Origin of the sequence: Lelliottia nimipressuralis (genome assembly GCF_041464075.1) — a bacterium.
Classification (GTDB): Bacteria; Pseudomonadota; Gammaproteobacteria; order Enterobacterales; family Enterobacteriaceae; genus Enterobacter; species Enterobacter nimipressuralis.
The window spans coordinates 714,932-731,907 of sequence record NZ_CP167172.1; the positions used below are offsets into that span (position 1 = coordinate 714,932).

General features: G+C 56.6%; 13 protein-coding genes. 4 read left to right on the plus strand and 9 right to left on the minus strand.

Going from position 1 to position 16,976, the window contains the following annotated elements; genetic code table 11:
* Positions 1-5: 5 nt before the first annotated feature.
* From kefF to folA, 3 genes are all read left to right on the plus strand, one after another.
* Complete coding sequence (gene kefF / locus ACB496_RS03375) at positions 6-536, plus strand: glutathione-regulated potassium-efflux system oxidoreductase KefF (RefSeq protein WP_100777679.1); 531 nt, start codon at positions 6-8, stop codon at positions 534-536.
* Positions 529-2,394: a glutathione-regulated potassium-efflux system protein KefC gene (gene kefC / locus ACB496_RS03380; RefSeq protein WP_100777678.1), complete on the plus strand. Its 1,866-nt coding sequence runs from the start codon at positions 529-531 to the stop codon at positions 2,392-2,394. Before kefF ends, kefC begins: the two co-directional genes overlap by 8 nt.
* A 114-nt stretch (positions 2,395-2,508) precedes the next feature.
* The gene (gene folA / locus ACB496_RS03385; protein ID WP_100777676.1) at positions 2,509-2,988 is read left to right on the plus strand and encodes a type 3 dihydrofolate reductase; all 480 of its coding nucleotides are present in this window, start codon (positions 2,509-2,511) and stop codon (positions 2,986-2,988) included.
* Between the two features lie 91 nt (positions 2,989-3,079).
* Here folA and apaH read toward each other — a convergent pair whose 3' ends face one another.
* From apaH to lptD, 6 genes are read right to left on the minus strand one after another with little or no spacing between them, the layout of a single operon-like run.
* Positions 3,080-3,928 (minus strand): bis(5'-nucleosyl)-tetraphosphatase (symmetrical) ApaH, encoded by an 849-nt coding sequence (gene apaH, locus ACB496_RS03390; RefSeq protein WP_100777675.1) that lies wholly within the window; start codon positions 3,926-3,928, stop codon positions 3,080-3,082.
* Positions 3,929-3,932: 4 nt separating this feature from the next.
* Positions 3,933-4,310, minus strand: coding sequence for a Co2+/Mg2+ efflux protein ApaG (gene apaG, locus ACB496_RS03395; protein ID WP_100777674.1), 378 nt, complete (start codon positions 4,308-4,310; stop codon positions 3,933-3,935).
* Between the two features lie 3 nt (positions 4,311-4,313).
* Entirely contained in the window at positions 4,314-5,135 is an 822-nt protein-coding gene (rsmA, locus tag ACB496_RS03400; protein WP_100777673.1) for a 16S rRNA (adenine(1518)-N(6)/adenine(1519)-N(6))-dimethyltransferase RsmA, read from the minus strand.
* Positions 5,132-6,118, minus strand: coding sequence for a 4-hydroxythreonine-4-phosphate dehydrogenase PdxA (gene pdxA / locus ACB496_RS03405; protein ID WP_107702273.1), 987 nt, complete (start codon positions 6,116-6,118; stop codon positions 5,132-5,134). Before pdxA ends, rsmA begins: the two co-directional genes overlap by 4 nt.
* Entirely contained in the window at positions 6,118-7,404 is a 1,287-nt protein-coding gene (gene surA / locus ACB496_RS03410) for a peptidylprolyl isomerase SurA (protein WP_371974438.1), read from the minus strand. Before surA ends, pdxA begins: the two co-directional genes overlap by 1 nt.
* A 53-nt stretch (positions 7,405-7,457) precedes the next feature.
* Positions 7,458-9,806 (minus strand): LPS assembly protein LptD, encoded by a 2,349-nt coding sequence (gene lptD, locus ACB496_RS03415; RefSeq protein ID WP_231276725.1) that lies wholly within the window; start codon positions 9,804-9,806, stop codon positions 7,458-7,460.
* Positions 9,807-10,045: 239 nt separating this feature from the next.
* On the opposite strand from lptD, the gene djlA reads away from it, so the two are divergent.
* Positions 10,046-10,867, plus strand: coding sequence for a co-chaperone DjlA (gene djlA, locus ACB496_RS03420; protein WP_100777669.1), 822 nt, complete (start codon positions 10,046-10,048; stop codon positions 10,865-10,867).
* Positions 10,868-10,897: 30 nt separating this feature from the next.
* On the opposite strand, the gene rluA is transcribed toward djlA, so the two are convergent.
* From rluA to polB, 3 genes are all read right to left on the minus strand, one after another.
* Positions 10,898-11,557, minus strand: a complete 660-nt coding sequence (gene rluA, locus ACB496_RS03425; RefSeq protein ID WP_371974440.1) for a bifunctional tRNA pseudouridine(32) synthase/23S rRNA pseudouridine(746) synthase RluA — start codon at positions 11,555-11,557, stop codon at positions 10,898-10,900.
* Positions 11,558-11,569: 12 nt separating this feature from the next.
* Complete coding sequence (rapA, locus tag ACB496_RS03430) at positions 11,570-14,476, minus strand: RNA polymerase-associated protein RapA (protein WP_107702271.1); 2,907 nt, start codon at positions 14,474-14,476, stop codon at positions 11,570-11,572.
* A 129-nt stretch (positions 14,477-14,605) separates the two neighbouring features.
* A complete protein-coding gene (gene polB, locus ACB496_RS03435) occupies positions 14,606-16,963 on the minus strand; it encodes a DNA polymerase II (RefSeq protein ID WP_371974442.1) in 2,358 nt (785 codons plus the stop codon).
* Between the last annotated feature and the right edge of the window lie 13 nt (positions 16,964-16,976).

Sequence of the window (16,976 nt, forward strand, 5' to 3'; positions counted from 1 at the left end):
TCCGAATGATTCTGATAATTTATGCGCATCCTTATCCGCAGCACTCGCACGCGAATAAGCGGATGCTTGAACAAGCCAGGGAAATCGACGGCGTTGAGATACGCTCCCTCTATCAACTCTACCCCGACTTCAACATCGATATCGCCGCCGAACAGGAGGCCATCTCCCGCGCGGATCTTATCGTCTGGCAGCATCCCATGCAGTGGTACAGCACGCCGCCGCTGCTCAAACTGTGGATCGACAAAGTCTTCTCCCACGGCTGGGCGTACGGGCACAACGGCCACGCGCTAAAAGGTAAAAGCCTGATGTGGGCCGTTACCACTGGCGGCGGTGAAAGCCATTTCGAAATCGGCGAACATCCAGGGTTTGAGGTGCTGTCTCAGCCGCTGCAGGCGACGGCAATCTACTGCGGATTGCAGTGGCTGCCGCCTTTCGCTATGCACTGCACTTTTGTCTGTGACGACGAAACACTACAGGCGCAGGCGCGTCACTATAAACAACGTTTACTCGACTGGCAGGAGCACCACCATGGATAGCCACACGCTAATACAGGCGCTGATCTACCTGGGGGCCGCTGCGCTGATTGTTCCGGTTGCCGTGCGTCTGGGGCTGGGATCGGTTCTCGGCTATTTGATTGCCGGTTGCGCCATCGGCCCGTGGGGGCTGGGGCTGGTCACGGACGCTGAGTCCATTTTGCACTTCGCTGAGATCGGCGTAGTGCTGATGTTGTTTGTCATTGGCCTGGAACTCGATCCGCAGCGTCTGTGGAAACTGCGCGCCTCGGTATTTGGCGGCGGCGCGCTGCAGATGGTGGCCTGCGGCGCACTATTGGGCGGCTTCTGTATTCTGCTCGGAATGGACTGGAAGGTGGCCGAGCTTATCGGCATGACGCTCGCGCTCTCCTCGACGGCGATTGCCATGCAGGCGATGAATGAGCGCAACCTGACGGTTTCCCAGATGGGGCGCAGCACGTTTTCCGTTTTACTGTTCCAGGATATTGCCGCCATTCCGCTGGTGGCGATGATCCCACTGCTGGCGGCGAGCGGCTCGTCCACCACGCTGGGGGCTTTTGCCCTGTCGGCGCTAAAGGTGGCTGGCGCGCTGGCGCTGGTGATTTTGTTAGGGCGCTACGTGACCCGTCCGCTGCTGCGCTTTGTGGCTCGCTCCGGCCTGCGCGAAGTGTTCAGCGCCGTGGCGCTGTTTCTGGTCTTCGGCTTTGGTTTGCTGCTCGAGGAGGCCGGTCTGTCGATGGCGATGGGCGCTTTCCTGGCGGGTGTGCTGCTAGCCAGCTCCGAATACCGACATGCGCTTGAAAGCGATATCGAACCCTTCAAGGGCCTGCTGCTGGGGCTGTTTTTCATCGGCGTCGGGATGTCTATCGACTTTGGGACGCTGGTGACGCACCCGCTGCGCATTCTCATTCTGCTGGCCGGTTTCCTGGTGATCAAAATGGGGATGTTGTGGCTGATCGCCCGTCCGCTGAATGTGCCGAATAAACAGCGCCGCTGGTTTGCCGTGCTGCTGGGGCAGGGGAGCGAGTTCGCCTTCGTGGTGTTTGGCGCGGCGCAGATGGCGAACGTGCTGGATACGGAGTGGGCGAAAGCGCTGACCCTGGCGGTGGCGCTGTCGATGGCCGCCACGCCGATTCTGCTGGTGCTCCTGACGCGTCTTGAACAATCAGGCAGCGGGCAGGATCGCGAAGCCGATGAGATTGACGAAGAGCAGCCGCGGGTGATTATCGCTGGGTTTGGCCGCTTCGGGCAGATCGCCGGCCGTTTGCTGCTCTCCAGTGGCGTGAAAATGGTCATTCTGGATCACGATCCCGACCATATCGAAACCCTGCGTAAATTCGGTATGAAGGTCTTCTACGGCGATGCGACGCGCGTCGATCTGCTGGAGTCCGCCGGAGCGGCGAAAGCCGAAGTGCTGATCAATGCCATTGACGATCCGCAGGCCAGCCTGCAGTTAGCTGAACTGGCCATGGAGCATTTCCCGAACCTGAAAATCATCTCCCGGGCGCGCGACGTGGACCATTACATCAAGCTGCGTCAGGCGGGGGTGGACGCGCCAGAGCGTGAAACATTCGAAGGGGCGCTGAAATCCGGGCGTATGGCGCTGGAAGGTTTGGGGCTTGGGGCCTATGAGGCGCGTGAGCGTGCCGATCTGTTCCGTCGTTTTAACACCGATATGGTCGAAGAGATGGTTGAGATGGCCGATGATGATTCGACGTCCCGCGCCGCCGCCGTGAAACGCACCAGCGCGATGCTGACCGAGATCATCAACGAAGACCGCAATCATCTGTCGTTGACCCAGCGTCACGGTTGGCAAGGCACGGAAGAGGGTAAACATACTGGCGATCCGAAGGATGAGCCAGAGAGTAAACCTGTCGCGTGAAGAGGAGTTGCCAGCAATATTGAAATATTTCCCGTTCTTTACTCTGCCGCCAGTCGACGAAAGATTAAGCTTTCCGTATAGTGGCGGCAATTTTTTGCATCCGGGAAATTTTCAATGATCAGTCTGATTGCAGCGCTGGCGGTAGACCGCGTTATCGGTATGGAAAACGCCATGCCGTGGAACCTGCCTGCCGATCTGGCATGGTTTAAACGCACCACGCTAAACAAGCCGGTAGTGATGGGCCGCCTGACCTGGGAGTCAATCGGTCGCCCGCTACCGGGTCGTAAAAACATCGTTATCAGTAGCCAGCCGGGCACGGACGATCGCGTTGAATGGGTAAAATCCGTCGACGACGCGATTGCCGCCTGTGGTGACGCAGAAGAGATTATGGTGATTGGTGGGGGACGTGTTTACGAGCAGTTCCTGCCAAAAGCACAGAAGCTCTACCTGACCCACATTGACGCAGAAGTGGAAGGGGATACGCATTTCCCTGACTACGATCCTGACGAGTGGGAATCTGTCTTCAGCGAATTCCACGACGCTGATGCGCAGAACTCGCACAGCTACTGCTTCGAAGTTTTAGAACGTCGTTAAGTCTTATTCCCCGGTGGCGCTTCGCTGACCGGGGTTTTACGACCTGAACATAAGCCGGATAAGGCAAAGCCGCCACTATCCGGCATTAATATCAGGAGGCAACCGCCTCGCCATCCCCTAACTCCAGATGCCGGTTCGACGGCTGCACAAAATAGTGCTTATCTTCCCAGCGCAGGCAGGTTAAATCTCCGCCCCAGCAGCATCCCGTATCCAGCCCGTAAATGTTCTCCGGCGTGCCTTTGCCTTCCAGCGATGCCCAGTGGCCAAACACAACGCTGTACTCATCCGTCACCGGGCCAGGAATGGCAAACCAGGGTTTTAGCGGCGCAGGGGCGTTTTCCGGTGTGTCTTTGCAGTACATATCCAGCTGACCGTTCGGGAAGCAGTAGCGCATGCGGGTAAAGGCATTGGTCACGAAGCGCAGGCGCGCCAGACCGCTTAACTCCGGGCTCCAGTTGTTCGGCATATCGCCATACATTGCGTCGAGGAAGAACGGATAGGAGTCGCTCGCCAGCACCGCTTCGACGTCGCGCGCGCACTCTTTGGCGGTCTGCAGATCCCACTGCGGGGTGATCCCGGCATGGGCCATAACCAGTTTTTTCTCTTCGTCGACCTGCAGCAAAGGCTGGCGACGCAGCCAGTTGAGCAGCTCGTCGGCATCGGGTGCTTCAAGCAGCGGCGTGATGCGGTCTTTAGGCTTGTTGCGGCTGATTCCGGCAAACACCGCCAGCAGATGCAGATCGTGATTGCCCAGCACCACACGCACGCTGTCGCCCAGCGATTTGACGAAGCGTAAGACATCCAGCGACCCAGGGCCGCGCGCCACTAAATCGCCCGTCAACCAGAGGGTGTCTTGTCCAGGCGTAAAATCGACCTGTTTTAGTAATGCGATCAGTTCATCGTAGCAACCGTGAACGTCGCCAATGAGATATGTAGACATTTTTTTAGTGAATGAATGTAGGAACGGCGAGACGGAAAACAGGCACGGCAATACGGAAGGTATTGCCGTCGGGATCGACCATTTCATAATGGCCTTGCATGGTGCCCATAGGTGTCTCTATGACGGCACCGCTGGTGTACTGATACTCTTCGCCAGGGGCGATGTGAGGTTGTTCTCCCACCACACCTTCACCCTGGACTTCAATTTCACGGCCATTGCCGTTGGTAATAAGCCAGTAGCGCCCGAGCAGTTGCACAGGCATCCGCCCCAGATTGCGAATGGTTACGGTGTAAGCAAAAACAAAACGCTCGTCGTCCGGAGTGGACTGAGACTCGACGTAAACGCTTTGCACCTGAACACATACGCGGGGCGAATCAATCATGGCTTAGCTCTCCTTTGGCGGTGCGTTGTCGCTGATGTAATTAGCCAACTTACAGTACTGCTCAACGGAAATATTTTCCGCACGCATCGCCGGATCGATACCTAATTCGGTCAACACCTCAACGGTAAACGAGTTACCCAGGCTGTTACGAATCGTTTTACGGCGCTGGTTAAAGGCCTCCGTGGTGATGCGGCTCAGTACGCGCAGCTCTTTGACCGGGTACGGCATCACGGCATGGGGGACCAGACGCACTACCGCAGATTCCACTTTTGGCGCCGGGGTAAAGGCGGTCGGTGGCACTTCGAGTACCGGGATAATCTGGCAATAGTATTGCGCCATTACGCTCAATCGACCATACGCTTTACTGTTCGGCCCTGCAACCAGTCGGTTGACGACCTCTTTTTGCAGCATGAAGTGCATGTCTGCAATGGCATCAGTATAGCTAAACAGATGGAACATCAGCGGCGTAGAGATGTTATACGGCAGGTTGCCGAACACGCGCAGCGGCTGGCCCAGCTTCTCGGACAGCTCGGCGAAGTTCATGGTCATGGCGTCCTGCTGGTAAATCGTCAGCTTAGGACCGAGGAATGGATGCGTTTGCAGACGGGCCGCCAGATCGCGGTCCAGCTCGATAACCGTCATTTCGTCGAGGCGTTCACCCACCGGCTCGGTCAGCGCGGCAAGGCCCGGACCGATTTCGACCATCGCCTGGCCTTTTTGTGGATTAATGGCGGAAACGATGCTTTCGATAACGAATTGATCGTTAAGGAAGTTTTGCCCGAAGCGTTTGCGGGCTAAGTGGCCCTGATGGACTCTAGTATTCATTGAGTATTAACAATCATTTTGATGGCGAGATTAAGCGCCGTAATAAAACTGCCGACATCCGCTTGGCCTTTTCCTGCCAGATCCAGCGCAGTACCATGGTCAACGGACGTTCGAATAAAGGGTAAACCGAGCGTGATGTTCACGGCGCGGCCAAATCCCTGGTATTTTAGCACGGGCAGGCCCTGATCGTGGTACATCGCGAGCACAGCATCGGCACTATCAAGATATTTAGCCTGGAAAAGGGTATCAGCCGGTAGCGGCCCGCTGAGATTCATCCCTTTGGCGCGCATCTCTTCCAGCACCGGAATGATGGTTTCGATCTCTTCCGTGCCCATATGCCCGCCTTCACCCGCGTGGGGATTCAGCCCACAAACCAGAATATGCGGCGCTTTGATACCGAATTTGGTTTGCAGATCGTGATGCAATATGGTGATGATGTCGCGCAGCAGATCAGGTGTGATCGCCTCTGCAATGGCTTTCAGCGGCAAATGGGTCGTCACCAGTGCGACGCGCAACTCCTCCGTCGCCAGCATCATGACCACATTGTCGCTGTGGGAGCGCGCTTCAAAGAATTCCGTGTGGCCAGTAAACGGCACACCCGCATCGTTAATCACGCCCTTATGTACCGGACCGGTAATCAACGCGGCAAATTCACCGCTCAGGCAACCATCACAGGCGCGCGCCAGCGTATCGACAACGTAGTGACCGTTTTCGGTGTTGAGCAGGCCTGGCTGCGCTGGGGCACGAAGATCAATAGGGAGAAGTGTTAAAGTACCCGCCTGTTGTGGAACAGGCGTTTGGCTGGCGTCGTAAGGCAGGAGCGTTAAAGGCAGACCGAGCCATTCAGCCCGGTCTTTTAACAGTGTTGCATCAGCACAGACGACCAGTTCCACCGGCCAGCTCTGTTGTGCAAGCTGGACGACGAGGTCAGGACCAATCCCGGCGGGTTCGCCGGGAGTGATAACAACACGATGTTGTTTCATTAGTTGCTCAGTATTTTCACGTAAGCGCTGGCGCGTTGTTCCTGCATCCAGGTCGCCGCTTCTTCAGAGAATTTACGGTTGAACAGCATACGGTAGGCTCTGTCTTTCTGGGCCGCGTCGGTTTTATCCACGTTGCGGGTATCCATCAGTTCGATTAAGTGCCAGCCGAAGGAGGAGTGAACCGGGGCGCTCATCTGGCCTTTGTTCAGCTTCATCAGCGCATCGCGGAAGGCAGGATCGTAGATATCCGCAGCCGCCCAGCCCAGATCGCCGCCCTGATTCGCAGAACCGGGATCCTGAGAAAACTCTTTCGCCGCATTGGCGAAGGAGGTTTTACCGCTCTTAATATCGGCAGCAATCTGCTCCAGTTTCACGCGCGCCTGGTCGTCGGTCATAATCGGTGACGGTTTAACCAGGATGTGGCGAGCATGCACTTCCGTGACGGAAATACTCTGGCTCTGACCGCGCATATCGTTCACTTTCAGAATGTGGAAGCCGACTCCGGAACGGATAGGTCCGATGACATCGCCTTTCTTCGCGGTGCTCAGCGCCTGCGCAAAGATAGACGGCAGCTCCTGAATACGACCCCAGCCCATCTGGCCGCCTTTCAGCGCCTGCTGGTCAGCAGAGTAGCTGATCGCCAGTTTGCCGAAGTCACCGCCGTTACGCGCCTGATCCACGATAGAACGTGCCTGGCTTTCCGCTTCAGCAGCCTGATCGGAAGTCGGGTTTTCCGGCAGTGGAATCAGGATGTGGCTCAGGTTCAGTTCGGTGCTGGCATCGTTCTGGTTGCCCACCTGCTTCGCCAGTTGATCCACTTCCTGCGGCAGGATCGATACGCGGCGACGCACTTCGTTGTTGCGCACTTCAGAGATCAGCATCTCTTTGCGGATCTGGTTGCGGTAGGTCGCATAGCTGATCCCATCGTAGGCCAGACGGCTGCGCATCTGATCGAGGGTCATGTTGTTTTGCTTAGAAATATTGGCGATCGCTTCATCAAGCTGCTGATCGGTCACCTTCACACCCATTTTCTGACCCATCTGCAGCACGATCTGATCCATGATCAAACGCTCGAGGATCTGATGACGCAGCGTCGCGTCATCTGGAAGTTGCTGACCTGCTTCACCCGAATTGAGCTTCACAGATTGCATCAAGCCATTTACGTCGCTTTCAAGTACTACACCGTTGTTCACCACGGCGGCGACTTTATCAACAACCTGTGGCGCGGCAAAGCTGGTGTTCGCAACCATAGCGATACCGAGCAGCAGCGTTTTCCAGTTCTTCATACTTTTTCCATTTCAATTAACCGCAAAGCGGATGGCGTTGTAAATCAAGCACATTACAAGGAACTACGATATGGCAGAATGTTCGAGCGCAGCATCTGCTGCGTGCCCAGGCCGTAGTTGGAACTCAGGCCGCGCAATTCGACATTGAAGCCAATGACGTTATCGTATTTGCTCTGATTATTGTCGGTATTCCAGCCGTTAAGTTTGCGCTCGTAGCCTACGCGAAGCGCATAACAGCAGGAGTTATATTGCAAGCCAACCATCTGATCCGCAGGCTTGCTGGTGTTCGTGTCAAAGTAGTAGGCGCCCACAATGGACCAGCGATCGGCTATCGGCCAACTTGCGGCCCCACCCACCTGGGAAATACCGTCTTTATACTGCTCGACGTTGGCGTAGTTTGGCAGTGTCGCCTGAATATATTCCGGGCTGGCGTAACGGTAAGTCAACTGCACCATCCGGTCTTCATCACGACGATACTCAACGCTTGCGCTGCTGGTGGCGACGTTATCCAGACGTGTATCGTACTGCAGGCCACCGCGCAGACCCCAACGATCGGTCATGCGCCAGTAGGTATCACCGGCCCACACCAGGGCACCCGTTTTATTGTCTTTCTCCCAGTTAATGTCGTCATCACCGGTACGTGCTTCAGTGAAGTAGTAGATTTGACCAACAGAAACGTTAAAACGTTCAACCGCAGCGTCATCATATACGCGAGTCGTGACGCCGGTCGTTACCTGGTTCGCGGAAGCAATACGGTCAAGTCCGCCATAGGTACGATCGCGGAACAGGCCGCTGTAGTCGGACTGGAGGAAAGAGGAGTCGTAGTTCTGGATTTTGCTCTGATCGCGATACGGCACATACAGGTACTGCATGCGCGGTTCCAGCGTTTGGGTATAGCCGCTCGCCAGGTTCATATCACGTTCGAAAATCAGCTTACCGTCCATTTTAAACTGTGGCAGCACACGGTTAACGGACTCTTCGAGATCGGTATTGTAGCGATTGTTGTACCAGTCCAGATTCTTCTGCTGATAGTGGGTAGCCATCATCTTGGCTTCGGTATTGAGGCTAGCCCAGTCGTTAGAGAGCGGCAGATTAATGGTCGGCTCAAGGTGGACGCGCGTCGCTTCCGGCATATCGGAATTGGTGTTCACGAAGTGGACGGCCTGAGCATAAACGCGGGTATCAAACGGACCGACGTCATTCTGCGTCCAGTTCACGTCCAGCTGTGGCTCAGCGCCATAGGTACTGGCTGTCTGAGAGCTAAAGACCTGGAACTTCTTGGTAGAAACCGTGGCGTTGAAGTTCTGATTCGCGTAACCGACGCTGAATTTCTGCGTCGCGTAGCCATCGGTACTTGAGCCGTACTTGGAATCGAAATCGTTAAAGTAATAAGGATCGCTGACTTTGGTGTAGTCGACGTTGAAACGCCAGACCTGATCCATCACACCGGCATGCTGCCAGTAGTATAACCAGCGGTGACGATCGCCCTCTGTCGGGTGCTCATCGTTAAACACTTTATCCGATGGCAAGTAATCCAGCTCCATCAGACCTGTACCCGCTTTAGTCAGGTAACGGAACTCGTTTTCCCACATGATATTGCCGCGCTTATGGATATAGTGCGGCGTAATCGTGGCGTCCATGTTCGGCGCGATGTTCCAGTAATACGGCAGGTAGAACTCAAAATAGTTCGTGGTGCTGTACTTCGCGTTCGGGATCAGGAAGCCTGAACGACGCTTATCGCCGACCGGCAACTGCAAGTAGGGGCTATAAAACACCGGTACCGGGCCGAGTTTAAAGCGCGCATTCCAGATTTCCGCCACTTGCTCTTCGCGGTCGTGGATCACTTCGCTACCGACGACGCTCCAGGTGTCAGAACCCGGCAGACAAGAGGTAAAGGAGCCATTCTCCAGAATGGTATAGCGGTTTTCACCGCGCTGTTTCATCAGATCTGCTTTACCGCGTCCCTGGCGACCCACCATCTGGTAATCACCTTCCCAGACGTTGGTATCTTTGGTATTCAGGTTTGCCCAGCCTTTCGGACCTTTCAGGATGACCTGATTGTCGTCATAGTGCACATTGCCCAGAGCATCGACTGTGCGAACCGGCTCTGCCGCGCCCTCAGGCTGCTTTTGATGCAGCTGGACTTCGTCCGCCCGCAGACGGCTGTTGCCCTGATTAATATCGACATTGCCCGTAAATGTCGCGTTATCCGGATAATTGCCACCGGCATGGTCGGCATTAATCGTGACGGGCAAGCTATTGGTATCACCCTGCACCAATGGGCGATCATAGCTTGGGATGCCAAGCTTACACTGTGAGGCGAGATCGGCAGCCATGCCCTGTTGACTGTACAGAGCGGCGGCGATCATGGTGGCCAGGAGGGTGGGGATACGTTTTTTCATACGTTATATTTAGTGTTCCGTCATCAGTGGCTACGGCTTACAAACGCTCAGAGACTATCTTACTCATCTGCGCAGTGCCAGCGTTAATCCTGCCCGTTTACGAGTCAGAGTGTTAGGCTCGCTATCGAATGACGAGTATGATAATGCAAATTATAGGCGATGTCCCTCAATTGACCGTGGCTCGACCACTGAGATGATGGAGTTGCGTCGAATCAGGACTATGACCATACGGGGAGTCTATGCAGTATTGGGGTAAAATTATTGGCGTCGCATTCGCTTTGTTGATGGGCGCAGGGTTTTGGGGCATCGTTTTGGGCCTGATTATCGGGCATATGTTCGATAAGGCGCGCAGTCGTAAAATGGCCTGGTTTGCCAACCAGCGCGAGCGTCAGGCGCTCTTTTTTGCGACCACCTTTGAGGTGATGGGGCATTTAACCAAATCGAAGGGACGCGTCACCGAAGCAGACATTCAAATTGCCAGCGTATTTATGGATCGCATGAGCCTGCACGGCGAGTCCCGCGTGGCGGCACAAAATGCGTTTCGCATCGGTAAAGCGGATAACTATCCGCTGCGCGAGAAAATGCGCCAGTTCCGCAGCATCTGTTTCGGACGCTTTGATTTAATTCGGATGTTTCTGGAAATCCAGATTCAGGCGGCGTTTGCGGATGGGTCACTGCACCCTAACGAACGCGACGTGTTGTACGTGATTGCCGAAGAGCTGGGTATCTCCCGCATGCAGTTCGACCAGTTCCTGCGCATGATGCAGGGCGGCGCGCAATTTGGTGGCGGCTATCAACACCAGCAGCAGTCTGCTGGCGGTGGCTGGCAGCAGGCACAGCGCGGCCCGACGCTGGAAGATGCGTGTAACGTACTGGGCGTGAAAGCCACCGACGATGCGACCACCATTAAACGCGCCTATCGCAAGCTGATGAGCGAACATCATCCGGATAAACTGGTGGCGAAAGGGTTACCGCCGGAGATGATGGAAATGGCGAAGCAGAAAGCGCAGGAAATTCAGAAAGCGTACGAGCTCATTAAAGAGCAGAAGGGCTTTAAATAAGCGTAAGCCCGGCACCCGCCGGGCACTACGTTAAAAATCGGCAGGGGCTTTAAACGTCATCAAATTGCCGAATTCCGGATGCGTTATCGTCAGCATCTGAGCGTGTAATTGCAGACGCGGCGCCATCGCGAGCGCTTCCGGGGTGGCGTAAAAACGGTCTCCCAGAATCGGATGGCCCAGCGCCAGCATATGCACGCGCAGCTGATGCGAACGGCCAGTAATCGGTTTGAGCAGAATACGCGCGGTGTTATCCGCAGCGTATTCCAGCACCTCATACTCGGTCTGCGCCGCCTTGCCGGTTTCAAAACAGACTTTTTGCTTAGGCCGGTTCGGCCAGTCGCAAATCAGCGGTAAATCCACCAGACCTTCCGCCTTTTCCGGGTGTCCCCAGATGCGCGCGACATACTGTTTCTTCGGTTCACGATCGCGGAACTGGCGCTTTAACTCGCGCTCAGCCGCTTTCGTCAGAGCCACCACAATCACGCCGCTGGTCGCCATATCCAGGCGATGCACGGATTCTGCCTGCGGATAATCGCGCTGTACGCGCGTCATCACGCTGTCTTTGTGCTCCTCCAGACGTCCCGGCACGGACAACAGGCCGCTGGGCTTGTTGACCACCATAATGTGGTCATCCTGATACAGAATGACCAGCCATGGGTCCATCGGCGGATTGTAGGTCTCCATGATCATGTCGCGCTCCGTTTACTGATGCGTCACAACGATCAGACGCAGCGCATCCAGTCGCCAGCTCGCCTGATCCAGGCTTTCCAGCACCTGCTCACGGTTGCTCTCAATCGCAGCAAGCTCGTCGTCACGGATGTTTGGATTCACCGCGCGTAACGCTTCCAGACGCGACAGCTCGGCAGAGAGTTTTTCGTCTGCTTCGCTGCGAGCCGCATCAATCAGTGCGCGCGCGGCTTTCTCAATCTGCGCTTCACCCTGCTGCAAAATGGCATGCACATCCTGCTGGACCGCATTCACCAGTTTGCTGCCCGTGTGGCGGTTAACGGCGCTTAGCTGGCGGTTAAAGCTCTCAAACTCGACCTGCGCGGCGAGGTTAGTGCCATTTTTGTCGAGCATCAGACGCACCGGAGTGGCGGGCAGGAAACGGTTGAGCTGCAGCTGTTTCGGCGCTTGCGCCTCAACCACGTAGATCAGCTCAAGCAGCAGCGTCCCAACGGGCAGCGCTTTGTTTTTCAACAGGGAAATGGTGCTGCTGCCGGTATCGCCGGACAGAATCAAATCCAGACCGTTGCGGATAAGCGGGTGTTCCCAGGTAATGAACTGCGCATCTTCGCGGGAAAGGGCTACGTCACGCTCAAAGGTGATGGTGCAGCCATCTTCCGGCAGGCCAGGGAAATCCGGGACCAGCATATGATCGGACGGCGTCAGCACAATCATGTTCTCGCCGCGATCGTCCTGGTTGATACCAACGATATCAAACAGGTTCATCGCGAAGCTGATCAGGCTGGTGTCGTCGTCCTGCTCTTCGATGCTTTCGGCAAGCTGCTGCGCTTTCTCGCCACCGTTGGAGTGGATCTCCAGCAGACGGTCACGCCCCTGCTCCAGCTGCAGTTTCAGCGCATCGTGCTTTTCGCGACAGGATTTGATCAGATCGTCAAAGCCCTCGGTCTCTTCCGGTGCCGCCAGATAACCGATCAGATCGCTGTGCACCTGATCGTAAATGGTGCGACCGGTCGGGCAGGTGTGTTCAAACGCGTCCAGACCTTCGTGGAACCAACGCACCAGCACCGACTGGGCAGTTTTTTCCAGGAACGGAACGTGGATCTGAATATCATGAGCCTGGCCGATACGGTCCAGACGGCCAATACGCTGCTCCAGCAGGTCCGGGTTAAACGGCAGATCGAACATCACCAGATGGCTGGCGAACTGGAAGTTACGGCCCTCGGAGCCGATTTCGGAGCAGAGCAGCACCTGCGCGCCGCTGTCCTCTTCACCAAACCAGGCCGCCGCGCGGTCGCGTTCGATGATCGACATCCCTTCGTGGAACACGGCAGCGCGGATACCTTCGCGCTCGCGCAGGACTTGCTCCAGCTGCAGCGCGGTGGCCGCTTTGGCGCAAATCACCAGCACTTTCTGCGAGCGGTGAGCGGTCAGATAGCCCATCAGCCATTCGACGCGTGGATCGAAGTTCCACCAGGTGCCGGTATCGCCTTCAAATTCCTGATAAATCTGTTCCGGATAGAGCATATCGCGCGCGCGCTCTTCAGCACTTTTGCGCGCCCCCATGATGCCAGAGACTTTAATCGCGGTTTGATACTGTGTCGGCAGCGGCAGCTTAATGGTGTGCAGCTCGCGTTTCGGGAAACCTTTCACGCCGTTACGGGTGTTACGGAATAGCACGCGGCTGGTGCCGTGGCGGTCCATTAACATGGAAACGAGTTCCTGACGCGCGGTTTCCGCGTCGTCGCGGTCGCTGTTGGCGGCGTGCAGCAGCGGTTCAATATCCTGCTCGCCAATCAACTCGCTCAGGGTGTTGAGTTCATCGTTGGACAGGTGCTTACCAGCCAGCAGCAGGGCGACCGCATCGGCAACCGGGCGGTAGTTTTGCTGCTCTTCGACAAACACAGAGAAATCGTGGAAACGGTTAGGATCGAGCAAGCGCAGACGCGCAAAGTGGCTTTCCAGCCCCAGCTGCTCCGGCGTAGCGGTCAGCAGCAGGATACCCGGCACGCGTTCGGCCAGCTGTTCGATCGCCATATATTCACGGCTGGGCGCATCTTCGCTCCAGACCAGGTGGTGGGCTTCATCGACGACCATCAGATCCCACTCGGCATCGCACAGATGCTCAAGGCGCTGCTTGCTGCGGCGCACGAAGTCCAGAGAGCAGATCACCAGCTGTTCCGTTTCGAACGGATTATCGGCGTCATGCTGGGCTTCCGCGTAGCGCTCGTCGTCAAACAGGGAGAAGCGTAAGTTGAAGCGGCGCAACATCTCGACCAGCCACTGGTGTTGCAGGGTTTCAGGCACCACGATCAGCACGCGCTCGGCAGCGCCGGAGAGCAGCTGTTGATGCAGGATCATCCCTGCTTCGATGGTTTTACCGAGGCCGACTTCATCAGCCAGCAGCACGCGCGGCGCATGGCGACGGCCGACGTCGTGGGCGATGTTCAGCTGGTGCGGGATCAGGCTGGTACGCTGACCACGCAGGCCGCTCCACGGCATGCGGTACTGTTCACTCTGGAATTTACGCGCGCGATAGCGCAGGGCAAAACGGTCCATGCGGTCAATCTGACCGGCAAACAGACGGTCCTGCGGCTTGCTGAAGACCAGTCGGCTGTCGAGCAGCACTTCGCGCAGGATGACATTTGTTTCTTCCGTGTCGACTCGCGTACCGATGTAGGCGAGGATCCCGTTCTCTTCTTTTACGTCTTCAATCTTCAGCTGCCAGCCTTCATGGCTGGTAACGGTGTCACCCGGGTTAAACATGACGCGGGTAACAGGGGAGTCATTGCGTGCATACAGACGGTTTTCACCCGTTGCCGGGAAAAGGATAGTGACCATGCGCGCATCCAGCGCAACCACAGTTCCTAATCCAAGCTCGCTTTCTGTATCGCTGATCCAGCGTTGACCAAGTGTAAAAGGCATAGTTGTTTGGCTCTAATCTTTAATTGCAGGCAATAGTTCGACCACCGTCGCAAAGTGACGGCCATCGAAAAATGGGTCCGGGAATGGAAAGGGCGCTATGGTACTGGATGGCGGCGTTTTCGTCACGCGTCAAAATAGCCCCAGTTGCCCTGTCATGAGTGTAGCAAAATCATCGTCGACAAAAGGTAAAATTCCATCGGCGACAGGCATAAGCTGTCGCGTCAGATAGTGATCGTAGTCCAGCGGCGAGTGCTGATAATCCACCGGTTCCGGGCCGCTGGTGGTCCAGACGTATTTAATGGTGCCGCGATTTTGATACTGCGGCGCGCGGCCGCGACGTACGTTCTCTTCATCGGCCAGCCGCGCGGCGCGAACATGCGGCGGCACATTGCGCTGATACTCCGCCAGCGGGCGGCGCAGGCGCTTGCGGTAGACCAGCTGGCTGTCCAGCTCACCGGCCAGCAGGCTGGCGATAGTCTCGCGGACATAATCCTGATACGGCTCGTTGCGGAACACCCGCAGATAGAGCGTTTGCTGGAACTGTTGCGCCAGTGGCGTCCAGTCGGTTCGCACCGTTTCCAGCCCTTTAAACACCATGCGCTGGCTCTCGCCCTCCTGAATCAAACCGGCGTAACGCTTCTTGCTGCCCTGCTCGGTACCGCGAATTGTCGGCATCAAAAAGCGGCTGAAATGGGTTTCAAATTCCAGCTCTAACGCGCTGGTTAGCCGCTCTTTTTGCAAATGATTGCGCCACCAGTCGTTGACGAACGCCACCAGATTTTGGCCGATTTGCGCGGCGTCCTCTTCGCTGTGGGCGCCTTTCAGCCAGACGAACGTTGAGTCCGTGTCGCCGTAAATCACGTCATAGCCCTGGGATTCCACCAGCGCTTTGGTCTGGCGCATGATTTCATGCCCGCGTATGGTGATCGACGAGGCGAGACGGGGGTCGAAGAACCGGCAGGCGCTGGTGCCGAGCACGCCATAAAAGGCGTTCATGATGATCTTCAGCGCCTGAGAGAGCGGTTTATTGTGCTGACGCTTAGCTTCCTCGCGCCCGTGCCAGATTTGGCCGACGATTTCAGGCAGGCAGTGCTTTTCCCGCGAGAAACGCGCGCCGAGAAATCCTTCGGTGCTGTGCGCCTCATCCGGCTGGGCCATCCCCTCGACCAGGCCAACGGGATCGATCAGAAAGGTGCGAATGATCGACGGATAGAGGCTTTTATAATCCAGCACCAGGACCGAGTCATACAGGCCAGGCCTGGAGTCCATCACATAGCCGCCAGGGCTGGCCTGAGGCGGGACCTCGCCAAGATTTGGCGCGACATAGCCCGCGCGGTGCATGCGCGGAATATACAGATGGCCGAACGCAGCGACGGAACCGCCGTGACGATCGATCGCCAGGCCGTTGACGGTCGCGCGCTCCAGCAGGAACGGCATGATCTCCGTTTTGTGGAAAATCCGCGTCACCAGCTCGCAGTCCTTCAGGTTGTAGGTGGCGAGCGCCGGTTTGTCTTCATTGAAGCGCCGGTCAATCTCATCCATCCGATCCCAGGGATTGTCGATGGATTTCCCTTCACCGAGCAGCTCCTGAGAGACGGCTTCCAGTGAAAACGAGGAGAAACTCCAGAAGGCGGATTTGAGCGCGTCGATACCGTCGATAATCACCCGCCCGTTAGCCTGCGCGAAGAACACGCCATTCTTAAAACCGTGCTCGCGCCACTCAAGCTCGCTGTTGCCGCGGCCCAGCATCAGCGGAATACGGTAACGCTCGGCATGCTTTTGCAGCACGCGCAGGTCAAACTGCACCACATTCCAGCCAATCAGGACATCAGGATCGTGAATGGCAAACCACTGGTTTAGCTTTTCAATCAGCTGTGGGCGGCTGGTGACATACTCCAGCTCAAAATCGAGGGCTGACGCATCACCGTTTGGCGGCCCGAGCATATAGACAATTCGCTGCCCGCAGCCTTCAAGGCCGATGCAATACAGTTCGCCGTGGCGCGTGGTTTCGATATCCAGCGACACCCATTTCAGAGGCGGACGGTAGTGGGGATTGGGTTTGAGGCGGGCGTTGAGCAGTTTGTCGCCCTGCGGCGTGCCGTCGACCCAGACGGGAGCGGTAATAAAACGCTCCATAAGAAAACGCTCCGGCGGGCGAATATCCGCTTCGTACAGCGTTACCCCGGCTTCTCGCAGCAGCTTTTCAAATCGCATCAGCTGGCGATGGGCGCGGCAGTAAAGCCCGTAAACGGGCTGGCGGTGGAAATCGTTCAGCTCAAGCGGCGTGATGCGCCAGCCGTTTTCCCCGCGTAACACCTCGCGCGTTTTTTCGACGTGCTGTTCCGGGATAAACGCCACGGACTCCTGTGGCGGCAGCGTGACGTTCAGCGGGCCCTCGTCCGTCGCTAGCCAGAATTCCACTTCAGTACCCTGCGGCGTATCCCGCCAGTGTCGGGTCAGTAAAAAGCCTTCTCGCGCCTGCGTCACACCGTCATCCCAA

Bases quoted from the DNA above. Each gene is read 5' to 3' on its own strand.
- kefF (WP_100777679.1), top strand. From the start codon at position 6: ATGATTCTGATAATTTATGCGCATCCTTATCCGCAGCACTCGCACGCG.
- kefC (WP_100777678.1), top strand. From the start codon at position 529: ATGGATAGCCACACGCTAATACAGGCGCTGATCTACCTGGGGGCCGCT.
- folA (WP_100777676.1), top strand. From the start codon at position 2,509: ATGATCAGTCTGATTGCAGCGCTGGCGGTAGACCGCGTTATCGGTATG.
- apaH (WP_100777675.1), bottom strand. From the start codon at position 3,928: ATGTCTACATATCTCATTGGCGACGTTCACGGTTGCTACGATGAACTG.
- apaG (WP_100777674.1), bottom strand. From the start codon at position 4,310: ATGATTGATTCGCCCCGCGTATGTGTTCAGGTGCAAAGCGTTTACGTC.
- rsmA (WP_100777673.1), bottom strand. From the start codon at position 5,135: ATGAATACTAGAGTCCATCAGGGCCACTTAGCCCGCAAACGCTTCGGG.
- pdxA (WP_107702273.1), bottom strand. From the start codon at position 6,118: ATGAAACAACATCGTGTTGTTATCACTCCCGGCGAACCCGCCGGGATT.
- surA (WP_371974438.1), bottom strand. From the start codon at position 7,404: ATGAAGAACTGGAAAACGCTGCTGCTCGGTATCGCTATGGTTGCGAAC.
- lptD (WP_231276725.1), bottom strand. From the start codon at position 9,806: ATGAAAAAACGTATCCCCACCCTCCTGGCCACCATGATCGCCGCCGCT.
- djlA (WP_100777669.1), top strand. From the start codon at position 10,046: ATGCAGTATTGGGGTAAAATTATTGGCGTCGCATTCGCTTTGTTGATG.
- rluA (WP_371974440.1), bottom strand. From the start codon at position 11,557: ATGATCATGGAGACCTACAATCCGCCGATGGACCCATGGCTGGTCATT.
- rapA (WP_107702271.1), bottom strand. From the start codon at position 14,476: ATGCCTTTTACACTTGGTCAACGCTGGATCAGCGATACAGAAAGCGAG.